General features: G+C 70.6%; 12 protein-coding genes. 9 read left to right on the top strand and 3 right to left on the bottom strand.

The annotated features are described in order from the left end of the window. Positions 1-213: 213 nt before the first annotated feature. Positions 214-2,388 carry a hybrid sensor histidine kinase/response regulator gene (locus AC1U89_RS01485; protein ID WP_479897866.1) on the bottom strand — a complete coding sequence of 725 codons (2,175 nt, stop codon included), beginning with the start codon at positions 2,386-2,388 and terminating at the stop codon, positions 214-216. A 244-nt stretch (positions 2,389-2,632) separates the two neighbouring features. Here AC1U89_RS01485 and sdhC point away from each other — a divergent pair, with 244 nt between their 5' ends. The 7 genes from sdhC to AC1U89_RS01450 all read left to right on the top strand — a co-directional run bounded on the left by sdhC (position 2,633) and on the right by AC1U89_RS01450 (position 8,594). Continuing rightward, positions 2,633-3,040: a succinate dehydrogenase, cytochrome b556 subunit gene (sdhC, locus tag AC1U89_RS01480; protein WP_479897865.1), complete on the top strand. Its 408-nt coding sequence runs from the start codon at positions 2,633-2,635 to the stop codon at positions 3,038-3,040. A gap of 2 nt (positions 3,041-3,042) precedes the next feature. Next, a complete protein-coding gene (gene sdhD / locus AC1U89_RS01475) occupies positions 3,043-3,447 on the top strand; it encodes a succinate dehydrogenase, hydrophobic membrane anchor protein (RefSeq protein WP_479897864.1) in 405 nt (134 codons plus the stop codon). Beyond that, positions 3,447-5,234, top strand: coding sequence for a succinate dehydrogenase flavoprotein subunit (sdhA, locus tag AC1U89_RS01470; protein ID WP_479897863.1), 1,788 nt, complete (start codon positions 3,447-3,449; stop codon positions 5,232-5,234). Before sdhD ends, sdhA begins: the two co-directional genes overlap by 1 nt. 11 nt (positions 5,235-5,245) lie before the next feature. Continuing rightward, positions 5,246-6,028 (top strand): succinate dehydrogenase iron-sulfur subunit, encoded by a 783-nt coding sequence (locus AC1U89_RS01465; protein WP_479897862.1) that lies wholly within the window; start codon positions 5,246-5,248, stop codon positions 6,026-6,028. After that, positions 6,025-6,924: a tetratricopeptide repeat protein gene (locus tag AC1U89_RS01460; protein WP_479897861.1), complete on the top strand. Its 900-nt coding sequence runs from the start codon at positions 6,025-6,027 to the stop codon at positions 6,922-6,924. Before AC1U89_RS01465 ends, AC1U89_RS01460 begins: the two co-directional genes overlap by 4 nt. A 96-nt stretch (positions 6,925-7,020) precedes the next feature. Further along, entirely contained in the window at positions 7,021-8,241 is a 1,221-nt protein-coding gene (locus AC1U89_RS01455; protein ID WP_479897902.1) for an NAD(P)/FAD-dependent oxidoreductase, read from the top strand. A 32-nt stretch (positions 8,242-8,273) separates the two neighbouring features. Further along, on the top strand, positions 8,274-8,594 hold the full coding sequence (locus AC1U89_RS01450; protein WP_029909408.1) for a 2Fe-2S iron-sulfur cluster-binding protein: 321 nt from the start codon (positions 8,274-8,276) through the stop codon (positions 8,592-8,594). A gap of 169 nt (positions 8,595-8,763) precedes the next feature. On the opposite strand, the gene divL is transcribed toward AC1U89_RS01450, so the two are convergent. Next, positions 8,764-11,076 carry a cell cycle protein kinase DivL gene (gene divL, locus AC1U89_RS01445; RefSeq protein WP_479897860.1) on the bottom strand — a complete coding sequence of 771 codons (2,313 nt, stop codon included), beginning with the start codon at positions 11,074-11,076 and terminating at the stop codon, positions 8,764-8,766. A 138-nt stretch (positions 11,077-11,214) separates the two neighbouring features. Here divL and AC1U89_RS01440 point away from each other — a divergent pair, with 138 nt between their 5' ends. Then, entirely contained in the window at positions 11,215-11,616 is a 402-nt protein-coding gene (locus AC1U89_RS01440; RefSeq protein ID WP_479897859.1) for a metallopeptidase family protein, read from the top strand. Next, positions 11,613-12,050, top strand: a complete 438-nt coding sequence (locus AC1U89_RS01435) for an SWIM zinc finger family protein (protein WP_479897858.1) — start codon at positions 11,613-11,615, stop codon at positions 12,048-12,050. The genes AC1U89_RS01440 and AC1U89_RS01435 overlap by 4 nt, the downstream gene beginning before the upstream one ends. A gap of 1 nt (position 12,051) precedes the next feature. Here the strand turns inward: AC1U89_RS01435 and AC1U89_RS01430 are convergent, their stop codons facing one another. Further along, positions 12,052-12,759 (bottom strand): NAD-dependent deacylase, encoded by a 708-nt coding sequence (locus AC1U89_RS01430; RefSeq protein ID WP_479897857.1) that lies wholly within the window; start codon positions 12,757-12,759, stop codon positions 12,052-12,054. Positions 12,760-12,761 lie beyond the last annotated feature (2 nt).

The following is a 12,761-nucleotide window of genomic DNA, read 5'->3' as shown; positions in this document are numbered from 1 at the left end:
AGGACCCCTATGTCCGCCGCGAAGAAGCAAGGTCGTTGAAACGGTGAGGTCGCGGCTGCTTMTGGACCGGCAACCTGGCTGAACCAGGGGTCCTCGGAACAAGTCCGAGGATGACGGAACTATTGTTGGGGCGTCCGCTAGGCGGTTGACGTCCGGCCGGCGGTGAAACCACTCACCCTCCCACCGCCTGACGGCGGCGGGCCCCTCCCTCTCTCAAAGAGAGAGGGATTCTTTGTCCGCCCCGCCTTCCGAAACCCGCACGCCCGTCCAGCGCTCCACGGCCCCCAGCAGCTCGACCGGCGAGATCGGCTTGCCGATGTGGCCGTTCATGCCGGCCTCGGCGCTGGCCGCCACGTGTTCGGGCAGGACGTCGGCGCTCAGCGCGATGATCGGGGTGTCGCGGTTGGCGCTGTCCTGGGCGCGGACTGCGCGGGCGGCGGTGAAGCCGTCGACCTGCGGCATCTGCAGGTCCATCAGGATCAGGTCGAACCGCTCGCAGGMGGTCAGGCGCAGGGCCTCGGCGGCGCTGGCGGCTTCCGAGACCTCGTGGCCGACGGCCTGCAGCATGGCGCGCACCAGCTCGCGGTTCACCGCCACGTCGTCGACGACCAGGACCTGGGCGGCGGCGACGGGGCCGGCGCGCTCGAGGCTCGCGCCCGCGGGGGCCGCCGCGGCCTCTTCGGCGCGGACATCGAAGGCGAAGATCGAGCCGCCGTCCGGCGCGGGCGCCATGGCGATCGAACCGCCCATCAGCTCGACCAGGCCCTTGCAGATCGACAGGCCCAGGCCGGTGCCGCCGTAGCGGCGGCTGATCGAGCCGTCGGCCTGGAAGAAGCGCTGGAACAGGCCGTCGCGCTTGTCCTCGGGCACGCCGCAGCCGGTGTCGCGCACCGACACCGCCAGCACGCCGTCGGCATGGCGCACCTCCACCCGCACCTCGCCGGCTTCGGTGAACTTCAGGGCGTTGCTGACCAGGTTGACGATCACCTGGCGCAGCCGGTTGGCGTCGGCCCGCAGGATCGCGGGGACGCCCGCGTCGAGATCGAGCGACAGCGCCAGGGCCTTGGCGCGGGCCTGGTCGGCGAACAGGGCCATCACGTCGTCCAGGAACGGCGCCACGGCGAAGGGCTGGGGCGACAGGGCCACGTGGCCGGAGTCCAGCTTGGAGAACTCCAGGATGTCGTTGACCACGGTCAGCAGGGTCATGCCCGCCGTCCTGACCCGGCGGACATAGAGGTCCGCGTCGGGCGACAGGTCGGGCAGGTCGCTCAGCAGGCTCGAGAAGCCGTTGATCGCGGTGAGCGGGGTGCGGATCTCGTGGCTCATATTGGCCAGGAACTCGGCCTTGGCCTCGGCGGCGGCCTCGGCCCGCAGCTTGGCGTCCATCAGGGCGGTTTCGCGGGCGCGGGACTCGGTGACGTCCATCAGGGCGCCGAACAGGGTGGCGACCTGGCCGTCGGGGCCCAGCTCGACCGCCACGTGGCTGACGATGTCGCGCACCGTGCCGTCGGCGCGGGTCAGGCGCGTCTCGAACTCGAACGGCTCGCCCGTCGCGGCCGCCGTCTCCAGCTCGGCCCGCCAGCGGGGTCGGTCCTCGGCGGGGAAGTGGGTCAGCTGGACCTCGCGGTCGGGCACGCCCGCCGACGGTTCCCGGCCGTAGATGCGGAACACGCCCTCGGACCAGGTGGTCACGCCGCTGGCCGCGTCGATGCGCCAGTGGCCGACCCCCGCCATGTCCTCGGCCATCAGGGCGATGCGGTGGGCCTCGCGGATGGTGCGGGCGTCGGCCTCGGCCCGTCCCCGCGCCTCGGCCAGCTCGCGACGGGCCCGGGTCAGGTCGATCTGCAGCGAGCGGAAGACGCGGAACACCAGGTAGGTGGTGGCCAGCACGGTGGCGATCCGCCAGGGCTGGTCGCGCTGGATCAGCCGGGCGCTGGCCCCCAGCTGGACCACGGCCATCGAGATCAGCATCGGCGTCAGGTTGGTGATCAGGCGCTTGGGCCGGGCGTAGTCGCGCACCAGGATCTCGAACATGACCACGCCGTACAGGGTGACGCCGAAGGTCTGGGCCGCGCCGACCTGGAAGAAGGTCAGGTAGAAGCCGGCCAGGCCGTAGCCGGCGCTCTGCATCCAGGCGAACAGGTCGGCGGCGCCGTCCGTGGTCCGCGCCTCGGCGATCGCCAGGGCGGCCATGGCCGCCATCCAGAAGTACGGCGCATGGTCGCTGGAATAGGGCAGGGTGGCGCAGAAGACGACGGCCGAGAACACCAGCCGCGCGCCGGCGCCGCCGGTGTCGCCGCCCGCGACGCGCAGGACGTCGAACAGCGCGCGCGGTCCCCGTCGCCAGCCGGACGGCGCCGGCGCCTCCGTCGAAATCCCCGCGGCCATTGAACGCACCCCAACTTGGTCAACGGCTCCTTTACGGTCTAGGTTTGAACGAAAGGTTGAACGTGCTCGGCGAACGGCGATCGACCCGGGGCGGGCGCCCCCGCGCGCCCCGGCGCCTGGATTCCGCCGCGCCCATCCTCTCGGTCATGAGAACGTTTCTCAACAAGGGCGCCCGCGTTGACACCCGGGGCGTCGCGCTTAAAAGCATCCCGCAACGCACAAAGCTAAAGGGTTGGACACAACMATGACCGAGACCAGCGGGGGTCTGCCCGAGCGCCCCCTGTCGCCGCACCTGCAAGTCTGGCGCTGGCACATCACCATGGCCTGCTCGATCCTGCACCGCGCCACGGTCTTCGCCCTCTATGTCGGCGTCCTGCTGCTGGCCGGCTGGGCCCTGKCCCTGGCCTCGGGTCCCCAGGCCTACGCCTGCTACACCGGCTGCCTGGGCTCGCCGCTGGGCAAGCTGGTGCTGTTCGGCCTGACGGTCGCGGTGCTCTACAACATCGCCTACACCGTGCGTCAGACCTTCTGGGACGCCGGAAAGGGCTTCACGCCGAAGACGGCCGACATGACCGGCGCGGCCGCCATCGCCTTCGCGGTGGTCGGCGCGATCGTCGTCTGGGCGATCGCCGCCCAAACCGGAGCGCTCTGATCATGGCCAAGTCGTCCTCCGCCCGCTTCCGCACGCCGATGTCCCGGGCCCGGGGCCTGGGCGCCTCGCACCACGGTGTCGGCCATTTCGTCACCGAGCGCGTCTCGGGCATTGCCCTGATCCCGCTGGCCCTGTGGGGCGTGTTCGCCGCCCTGCGCCTGGCCGGCCTGGGCTTCGACGGCGCCGCCGAATGGGTGGCCATCCCGCACAACACCGTCCTGCTCTGCCTGCTGATCGTCGTCGCCCTAGTCCACCTAAAGGGCGCGGTGCAGGTGGTGATCGAGGACTACATCCCGGACTTCACGACCAAGACCGTGCTGGTCCTCGCCAATCTTTTCGTTTGCGTCCTCGGCGGCGCTCTTGGGGTCGTGGCGATCCTCAAGGTCGCCTTCACCGGAGCCCTCTGATGTCGGCCTACAAGTTCATTGATCACCGCTTCGACGTCGTCGTGGTCGGCGCCGGCGGCTCGGGCCTCCGCGCCGCGCTCGGCTGCGCCCAGGCCGGCCTGAAGACCGCCTGCGTCACCAAGGTGTTCCCCACCCGCAGCCACACGGTCGCCGCCCAGGGCGGGATCTCGGCCTCGCTGGGCAACATGGGCCAGGACGACTGGCGCTGGCACATGTTCGACACCGTCAAGGGTTCGGACTGGCTGGGCGACCAGGACGCCATCGAGTACCTGACCCGCAACGCCCCGGCGGCGGTCTATGAGCTCGAGCACTGGGGCGTGCCGTTCTCGCGCACCGTGGACGGCAAGATCTACCAGCGCGCCTTCGGCGGCATGACCAAGAACTTCGGCGAAGGCCCGATCCAGCGCACCTGCGCGGCGGCCGACCGCACCGGTCACGCCATGCTGCACACGATGTACGGCCAGTCCCTGGCCCACGACACCGAGTTCTTCATCGAGTACTTCGCGCTCGACCTGATCATGGAAGACGGCGTCTGCCGGGGCGTCACCGCCTGGAAGCTGGACGACGGCACCCTGCACCGGTTCCAGGCCCAGATGGTCATCCTGGCCACCGGCGGCTACGGCCGCGCCTACTTCTCGGCCACCTCGGCCCACACCTGCACGGGCGACGGCAACGCCATGGCCCTGCGCGCCGGCCTGCCGCTGCAGGACATGGAATTCGTGCAGTTCCACCCCACCGGCATCTACGGCGCCGGCTGCCTGATCACCGAAGGCGCCCGCGGCGAAGGCGGCTACCTGACCAACTCGGAAGGCGAGCGCTTCATGGAGCGCTACGCCCCGTCGGTGAAGGACCTGGCCCCGCGCGACATGGTCAGCCGGGCCATGACCATCGAGATCCGCGAAGGCCGCGGCGTGGGTCCCAACAAGGACCACATCTTCCTGCACCTGGACCACCTGGACCCGAAGATCCTGCACGAGCGCCTGCCGGGCATCTCCGAGACCGCCAAGGTCTTCGCCGGCGTCGACGTGACCAAGGCTCCGATCCCGGTCCTGCCGACCGTCCACTACAACATGGGCGGCATCCCGACGAACTATCACGGCGAGGTCGTKACCAAGTCGGGCGACAACCCCGACCAGGTGATCCCCGGCCTGATGGCCGTGGGCGAGGCGGCCTGCGTCAGCGTGCACGGCGCCAACCGCCTGGGCTCCAACAGCCTGATCGACCTGGTGGTGTTCGGCCGCGCGGCCGCCCTGCGCTGCGCCGAGATCCTGACGCCCGGCGCCACCCAGCCCGAGCTGAAGGACAGCATGACCGACGGGCACCTGGCCCGCTTCGACCGCTTCCGCAACGCCAACGGCGGCACGCCGACGGCGGCCCTGCGTCTGGAGATGCAGAAGGCCATGCAGGAGGACGCCGCGGTGTTCCGCACCGGCGAGAGCCTGGAAAGCGGCGTCGAGCGTCTGCAGGCGGTCTGGGACAAGGCCAAGGACATCAAGGTCAGCGACCGCGGGCTGGTGTGGAACACCGACCTGATGGAGACCCTGGAGTTCGACAACCTGATCGGCCAGGCCGTCGTCACCGTGGCCGGGGCGGTGAACCGCACCGAAAGCCGCGGCGCCCACGCGCGCGAGGACTTCTCCACGCGCGACGACACCAACTGGATGAAGCACACCCTGGCCTGGCTCGACCAGTCGACCGGCCAGGTGAAGATCGATTTCCGGCCGGTGCACAGCTACACGATGTCCAAGGACATCGACTACATCCCGCCGAAGCAACGCGTGTACTGAGGGTACGATCGATGGTTCAGCTCACCCTCCCGAAGAACTCCACCGTCCAGAACGGCAAGCACTGGCCCGCTCCGGCCGGCGCCAAGAACACGCGTTCGTTCAAGGTCTATCGCTACGACCCGGAAGACGGCCGCAACCCGCGCTGGGACACCTACGAGGTGGACGTCGACGCCTGCGGCCCGATGGTCCTGGACGCCCTGCTCTATATCAAGAACACCATCGACCCGACGCTGGCCTTCCGCCGCTCGTGCCGTGAAGGCGTCTGCGGCTCGTGCGCGATGAACATCGGCGGCCGCAACACCCTGGCCTGCACCCACGGCCATGCCGACACGCCCGGCAAGGCCGTGCAGATCAGCCCGCTGCCCAGCCAGCCGGTGGTCAAGGACCTGATCCCGGACCTGACGCTGTTCTACGCCCAGTACGCCTCGATCGAGCCCTGGCTGCACACCGTCACGCCCGAGCCGCGCACCGAGTGGAAGCAGTCGCCGGAAGACCGCTCCAAGCTGGACGGCCTCTACGAGTGCATCCTCTGCGCCTGCTGCTCGACCTCGTGCCCCAGCTACTGGTGGAACGGCGACAAGTACCTGGGCCCGGCCACCCTGCTGCACGCCTACCGCTGGCTGATCGACAGCCGCGACGAAGCCACGGGCGACCGCCTCGACAACCTCGAGGACCCGTTCAAGCTCTATCGCTGCCACACGATCATGAACTGCGCCCAGGTTTGCCCCAAGGGCCTGAACCCGGCCAAGGCGATCGCCGAGATCAAGAAGATGCTGGTCGAGCGGGTGGTATGATCCGCGCGCTCGCTCTCGCCGTTGGCCTGCTTTCGGTCAGCGCCGCGGGCGCGAGCGCACAGGACTTCAGTCCCGAGGTCCTCAAGGCCCGGGATCAGCTGACCGGAAGCGATCCGGCCGCCGGCAGGGCGACGCTGGAACGCCTCGCCGCCGGGGGCGACGCCGGCGCCCAGCAGATGGTCGGCGGCGCCTATTTCGTCGGAGCCGGCGGCTTCCCGCAAGACAAGGCCAAGGCTTGCGGGCTTTGGCGCGCGGCGTCCGCGACCCGCGCCGACGCCGCCCATGTCTACGCCGAATGCGTCCAGATGGGCCATGACGGCTCCAAGCCCGATCCCGGCAAGGCCCGCGCCCTGTTCCAGGCCGCCGCCGACCGGGGCTCGGCCAAGTCCAAGTGCGCGCTGGGCAATCTGCTGATCGCCGGCGAGGGCGGGCCCGCCGATCCCAAGCGCGGCGTCGCCCTGTGCCGCGAGGCCGCAGAGGCCGGCGACCGGGACGCCCAGACCGACCTGGCGAACTTCTACCTGATGGGCAGCAATGTGACCCGCGATCCGGTCGAGGCGCGCGTCTGGTACGAGAGGGCCGTCGCCCAAGGCCAGAAAAACGCCGCCCTGACGCTCGGCCAGATGTATTGGTACGGCGACGGCGTCGCCAAGGACAACGCCAAGGCCGCCGCCCTGTGGCGGGAGGCTTACGCCCAGGGTCGCCTGGACGCCGACAGGAACCTCGGTGACGAAGCCTTCGTCCGGGCGTTCGTCGTCAAGGGGCGCGAGAATTGGGCCGCGGTGGACGAGGCGATCGGCTGGTACCAGAAGGCCCTGGCCCGCGACCCCGCGTTGCGCGGCGAGATCGGCATCCAGTTGGACCTGCTGCTCAAGGCCAAGGCGGCCAAGCGTTGAGCCGTGGATCGGAAGCGGCTTGCCAAAAAGTGACGGTGGCGTCACTTTTGATCAAACAAGGGGAAACGGGCGTTGAGTGAAGCGGGCACCGGTGATCTGAACAGCCGCGTCGTCATCGTCGGCGCCGGCCATGCCGGCGGTTCGGCCGCGGCCTTTCTCCGCCAGTACGGTCACACCGGTCCGATCGTGCTGATCGGCGACGAGCCCTTGCTGCCCTATCAGCGCCCGCCGCTCAGCAAGGCCTGGCTGAAGGGCGAGGCCGACGCCGATAGCCTGCAATTGAAGCCCAGCAGCTGGTACGAGGAGGCCGGGGTCTCCCTGCGCCTGGGCGGCGTTGTGGTGTCGATCAACCGCGGCGCCAAGACCGTCAGCCTCGCCTCGGGCGAGACCCTGCCCTACGACTACCTGATCCTGGCCACCGGCGCCCGGGCCCGGGCCCTGCCGATCCCCGGCGCGGACCTGGCCGGCGTGCTGGCCCTGCGCACGGCGGCCGACGCCGAGGCCCTGAAGCAGGCCCTGGGTCCGGGCAAGCGCCTGGCGGTGGTGGGCGGCGGCTATGTCGGCCTGGAGGCGGCGGCCTCGGCCCGCGCCCTGGGCGGTCATGTAATGATCATCGAGCGCGAGCCGCGCGTGCTGGCCCGGGTGGCCTGCGAGACCCTGTCCTGCTTCTTCCAGGACTATCACGGCGCCCGGGGCGTGGCCTTCGAGCTGAACGCCGGCGTGGCGGGCTTCGAGGGCCAGGACGGCCACGTGACCGGCGTGCGCTTCACCGACGGCCGGGTGGTGGCCTGCGACGTCGCCCTGGTCGGGGTCGGGGCGGTCCCGAACGAGGAGCTGGCCCGCGACGCCGGCCTGGAGTGCGCCAACGGCGTGGTGGTCGACCTCGAGGCCCGCACGGCCGACCCGTTCGTGTTCGCCATCGGCGACCTGACCCACCGGCCGCTGCCGACCTATGGCCGCCAGTTCCGCCTGGAGAGCGTGCCCAACGCCCTGGAGCAGGCCAAGCAGGCCGCCGCCGCCATCGCCGGGCGTCCGATGCCGCCGCACGAGATCCCGTGGTTCTGGTCCGACCAGTACGACCTCAAGCTCCAGATCGCCGGCATTCCGTTCGACGCCGACCGCCAGGTGGTGCGCGGCGACGTGGCGGCCGCCAAGTTCGCCGTCTTTCACCTCAAGGGCGACCTGGTCCAGGCCGTCGAGGCCGTCAACGCGCCGCCCGAATTCATGGCCGGCAAGCAGCTGATCGCCAAACGCACGCCCGTCAGCCTCTTGAAGCTGGCGGACACCACGATTTCCATGAAAGAAGTAGCGGCGTAAAACGACCGTTCAAAAGCCAGTTCAGGGGACCCATGGCCAAGATCACCTACATCGAGCACGACGGCACGGACCACGTCATCGACGTCAAGCCGGGCCTGACGGTCATGGAAGGCGCCGTGAAGAACAACGTGCCGGGCATCGACGCCGACTGCGGCGGCGCCTGCGCCTGCGCCACCTGCCACGTCTATGTGGACGACGCCTGGCTGGACAAGACCGGCGAGAAGTCGGCCATGGAGGAGTCGATGCTCGACTTCGCCGAGAACGTCGAGCCGAACAGCCGCCTGTCGTGCCAGATCAAGGTGAGCGACGCCCTGGACGGGCTGGTGGTGCGGTTGCCCGAGAGCCAGCACTAGGTCGCGTCAGGGGGCAGTGGCTCACCCACTAGCCCCCACCTGACGGCTTCGCCGTCTGTCCGCCCCCATAGGGGGCGGAGGCCGCGCCGCCCGGCCCTCTTCCCCCTGTGGGGGAAGACGATCGCGAAGCGATCCGTAGGGGGCAAGTGTTCGCCGCTCAGACCCGGGCCTAGAACCCGAACTCCGGCTGCGCCGCCCCCGGCTGCTGGGTCTCCGGCAGATGGCACGTGAACGTCGAGCCCGCGCCGGGTTCGCTTTCCAGCGCCACCCAGCCGCCGTGCAGCTCGACCAGGGCCTTGACCAGGGCCAGGCCCAGGCCCGGGCCGCCGCGATCCCGGCCCACGAACCGGTCGAAGATGTGGGCCTGGACGTGGAACGGCACGCCGCGGCCGGTGTCCGACACGTCCAGCCGCACCTCGCCCAGGGCCCGTCGCGCCGACAGGGTGACCACGCCGTCGGGCGGGGTCTGGCGCAGGGCGTTCTCGATCAGGTGGTCCAGGATCTGCGACAGGCGCTTGTGGTCGCCGCGGATCAGGCCGACGTCCTTGTCGCACTCGACCGATAGGGTGACCCCGCCGATCTGGGCGGCGTTCAGCGAGCGCTCCTGGGCGTCGGCCAGCAGGCCGGCCACGCGGATGTCCTCGATCTCCAGCGCCATCTCGCCGGCGTCGATCTGGGCCATGTCCAGCACGTCGTCGATCGAGCGGGCCAGCTGGGTGGCGGCGGCGCGCACCGAGGCCACGTGGCCGCGTCCGCGCTCGGTCAGGCCGTCGGCCCGCTCCAGCAGCTCCGAATAGCCGATGATCGTCGTCAGCGGCGTGCGCAGCTCGTACGAGACGTTGCCGACGAAGTCGCGCTTCAGCCGCTCGGCCTCGGTCAGGGCCGCCGAGCGGTCGGCCAGGGCGCTTTCCAGCTGGCGGGTGTCGGTGACGTCGGCGAAGGCGATCAGGGTGGCGCCGTCCGGCAGGGGGCGGCTCTGATAGACGATGATCCGGTTGTCGGAGGTGCGGGTCTCGCCCGAGGTCGGGGCGCGCATCTGCGGGTCGGGATCGGCCACCCGGCCCTTCAGCTCGCGCCAAAACGACAGGTCGTGCAGGCGCGGCACGCACAGCTCGACCACGCCCTCGAAATCGACCGCCGCCTCCAGGGCCTGGGCCGAGACGTTCCAGAAGGTCTCGAAGGCCTCGTTGTGCAGGCGCAGGCGGCCGTCCGAGCCGAACACCGCCACGGCGTCGTTCAGCTTGTCCAGCGTGGCCTGCTGCACCTGGATCAGGGCGTTGTACTGGGCCTTCAGCCTCAGCTCGCCGGTGATGTCGGAATAGAGCACCAGCATGCCGCCCAGCGGGTGGGGCTGGCGCACGACGCGCAGGGTGCGGCCGTCGGGCAGGTCCCACATCTCGTCGGCCTGGGGACCCAGGTCCTCGTAGCGGGCCAGCTCGGCGGCCTTCCACCGCGCATAATCAACCGTTTCGGGAAGCCTGCGGCGCTGACGCAGGCGGTCCAGCACCTCGCCGTGGGTCGGGCGCTCGGCCAGCCAGGCCGGCTCCAGGCCCCACAGCTCGGCGAAGGCGGTGTTGTGGAAGGCCAGGCGGCGGCCGGCGCTGAAGATCGCCACCGCGTCGGCGATGTGGTTCAGGGTCTCGTCATGGGCGGCGACGTGCTTCTTCAGCGCGTCGCGCATGTCCTCGACCTCGGTGACGTCGCTGCTGAACACCCCGACCCCGCCGCCTTCCAGGGGCTGGGCCGAGAAGCGCAGGGCCCGGCGGCGGCCGTCCAGCGGCACCCAGCGGACCAGTTCGCGCAGCTCGCCGGCCTTGGCGGCCTCGACGGCCAGGGCGTCGGCGGCCCGGTCGATCGACTTGTTGTCGCGCGAGGCGTCGGCGGCCGTCTCGACCCCGACCACGCGCAGATAGGCGGCGTTGCCCCAGACCGGCGCGCCGTCGGCCCCCGAGATCCAGGCCGGCTCGACCAGGCCGTCCATGAAGGCGGCGAAGCGTCCGGCGTCCGGCAGGCCGGTCTCGCTGGCGGCGGCGGCGCACAGGCGCAGCCAGGCCCGAGTCCCGGCCGCCCGGCCCTCGACCACCACGCCGCCGCGCGGGCCGCGGGCCTCGAAGGCGCAGGACTGGCCCTGCTCGAACAGGGCCTTCAGCTTCTGGGCGTGGGACGGATCGGCCTCGGTCAGGGCCAGCACCACGGCCTGGGCGTCGGCGGCGACGTCCAGGATCTCGGCGCACGCGGCCAGGGCGTCTTCGCCGGACACCAGGTCGACGCCGTCGTCATGGATCGCGACCACGGCGCTCTCGAACGCCTCGGCCGCGCCCTGGCTGTCCATCAGCCGGGTCTCCAGGCCGACGGCGCGGGCCTTCAGCCGGCCGAGGTGGTCCTCGAACCGCCGTCGCTGCGACATCGCCCACAAGGTGGCGCAGAGGGCGAGGCAGACCGCGCCGGCCGTCGCGGCCAGGATCAAGTCGGACGAGGTCATCAAGCTGGTCGTCGGCCCCTGGCTGCGCACATGGTTAGCGAATCAGCTTCACAGATTAGGCCGCGCGTGGCCAGAGCGCGATGAGCGTGGCTGTCGCGGAGGCTTTCCGGCGCGGTCCCTCCGGCCTATGTACCGACCATGACCTGGACCGACCGCATGGCCCCCTCGCTGGACGACTTCGCCGCCCTGGCGCGCAAGGCCTTCGACGACCTGCCCGCCGATTTCCGCCGCCAGATCGGCGACGTGGTGTTCCGCATCGACGACTTCGCCTCGGACGAGGTGCTGGACGACCTGGGGATCGAGGACCCGTTCGAGCTGACCGGCCTCTACCAGGGCGTCGACCTGGCCCGCCGCTCGCTGTTCGACCCCACGCCGCAGCCGTCGATGGTGTTCCTGTATCGCCGCCCGATCCTGGACGAATGGTGCGAACGCGGCGACGTCACTCTGGGCGAGCTGATCGCCCACGTGCTGGTCCATGAGATCGGCCACCATTTCGGCCTGTCGGACGACGACATCCACCGCATCGAGGACGACGCATGAGCCACGGCGACACTCTCTTTGACGCCCCCTTTTTCGATGAGGGCGCCTGGCGCGGCCGCATGGACGAGCGCTGGTTCGAGAGCGGCGCGGCCATGGCCGAGGCCGGCGCCGTCGACCTGATCGCCATCGAGGACGACGCCGTTACGGCCCACGTCACCGGCAGCACCGGCGAGCTCTATGTCGTCGCCCTGCGCGCCCCGGACGGCGAAGGCGCCTGCACCTGCCCGGGCTTCGACAAGTTCGGAGCCTGCAAGCACCAGGCGGCCGTGGTCGTGGCGGCCAACCTGCTGGATGGCACGGGGCGGGGCTATGTCCGCGAGCGGCTGGCGAAGGTGCGCGACGGCCTGGCGCTGGAGGGCAAGGACGCCCTGATCGAGCGGATCGTCGAGCTGGCCAAGAAGGACCCGAAGGTGCTGGCGGGGCTGGAGGGCTAGCTCACCCCCTCAGCACCTCGTCCACCCAGGCCGGCACGACCTCCGTCGCCGGCCCGTAGCGCCGTTCGTCGAAGGCCCGGGCGTTGTCCGAGGGTTCCAGGTTCAGTTCGCAGGTCCGGAGTCCCAGCCGCCGGGCCTGGGCCACGAAGCCGGCGGCCGGGTAGACCGAGCCCGAGGTGCCGATCGAGACGAACAGGTCGGACTCCTCCAGGGCGTCCTGGATGCCGTGCATGAACAGCGGCTCCTCGCCGAACCACACCACGTGCGGGCGGGCGGTCCCCGCCTGGCCGCAGCGGGCGCAGACCGTGTCGGCGCTCAGCGGACCGGCGTCGGGCCACCTGGCTTCGCAGGCATGGCAGCGCGTCACCCGCAGCTCGCCGTGCATGTGGATCACGTCGACGCAGCCGCCCTGCTCGTGCAGGTCGTCGACGTTCTGGGTGCACAGGAACAGGCGCCCGCCCTTCGCGGCCAGCCCCGTCTGCAGCCGGGCCAGGGCCGTGTGCGCCGCGTTGGGCGCGGCGCCCTCAAGATTGGTCCGTCGGGCGTTGTAGAAGGCCCGCACCTTGGCCGGGTCGCGGGCGAAGCCCTCGGGCGTGGCCACCTCGGACAGATCGTACTGGGTCCAAATTCCGCTGGTGTCGCGGAAGGTGCCCAGGCCGCTCTCGGCCGAGATCCCGGCGCCGGTCAGGACGAAGACGTTAAGGCCCATGG

This window comes from Caulobacter sp. 05T431, assembly GCF_056665975.1.
The sequence above is the reverse complement of the archived record's forward strand: the minus strand, read 5'-3'. Positions and strand labels throughout refer to the sequence as shown.

Coding starts and splice junctions, on each gene's coding strand:
- AC1U89_RS01430 (WP_479897857.1), bottom strand. CDS start 12,759: ATGGGCCTTAACGTCTTCGTCCTGACCGGCGCCGGGATCTCGGCCGAG.
- sdhD (WP_479897864.1), top strand. CDS start 3,043: ATGGCCAAGTCGTCCTCCGCCCGCTTCCGCACGCCGATGTCCCGGGCC.
- AC1U89_RS01435 (WP_479897858.1), top strand. CDS start 11,613: ATGAGCCACGGCGACACTCTCTTTGACGCCCCCTTTTTCGATGAGGGC.
- divL (WP_479897860.1), bottom strand. CDS start 11,076: ATGACCTCGTCCGACTTGATCCTGGCCGCGACGGCCGGCGCGGTCTGC.
- AC1U89_RS01465 (WP_479897862.1), top strand. CDS start 5,246: ATGGTTCAGCTCACCCTCCCGAAGAACTCCACCGTCCAGAACGGCAAG.
- AC1U89_RS01450 (WP_029909408.1), top strand. CDS start 8,274: ATGGCCAAGATCACCTACATCGAGCACGACGGCACGGACCACGTCATC.
- AC1U89_RS01440 (WP_479897859.1), top strand. CDS start 11,215: ATGACCTGGACCGACCGCATGGCCCCCTCGCTGGACGACTTCGCCGCC.
- AC1U89_RS01460 (WP_479897861.1), top strand. CDS start 6,025: ATGATCCGCGCGCTCGCTCTCGCCGTTGGCCTGCTTTCGGTCAGCGCC.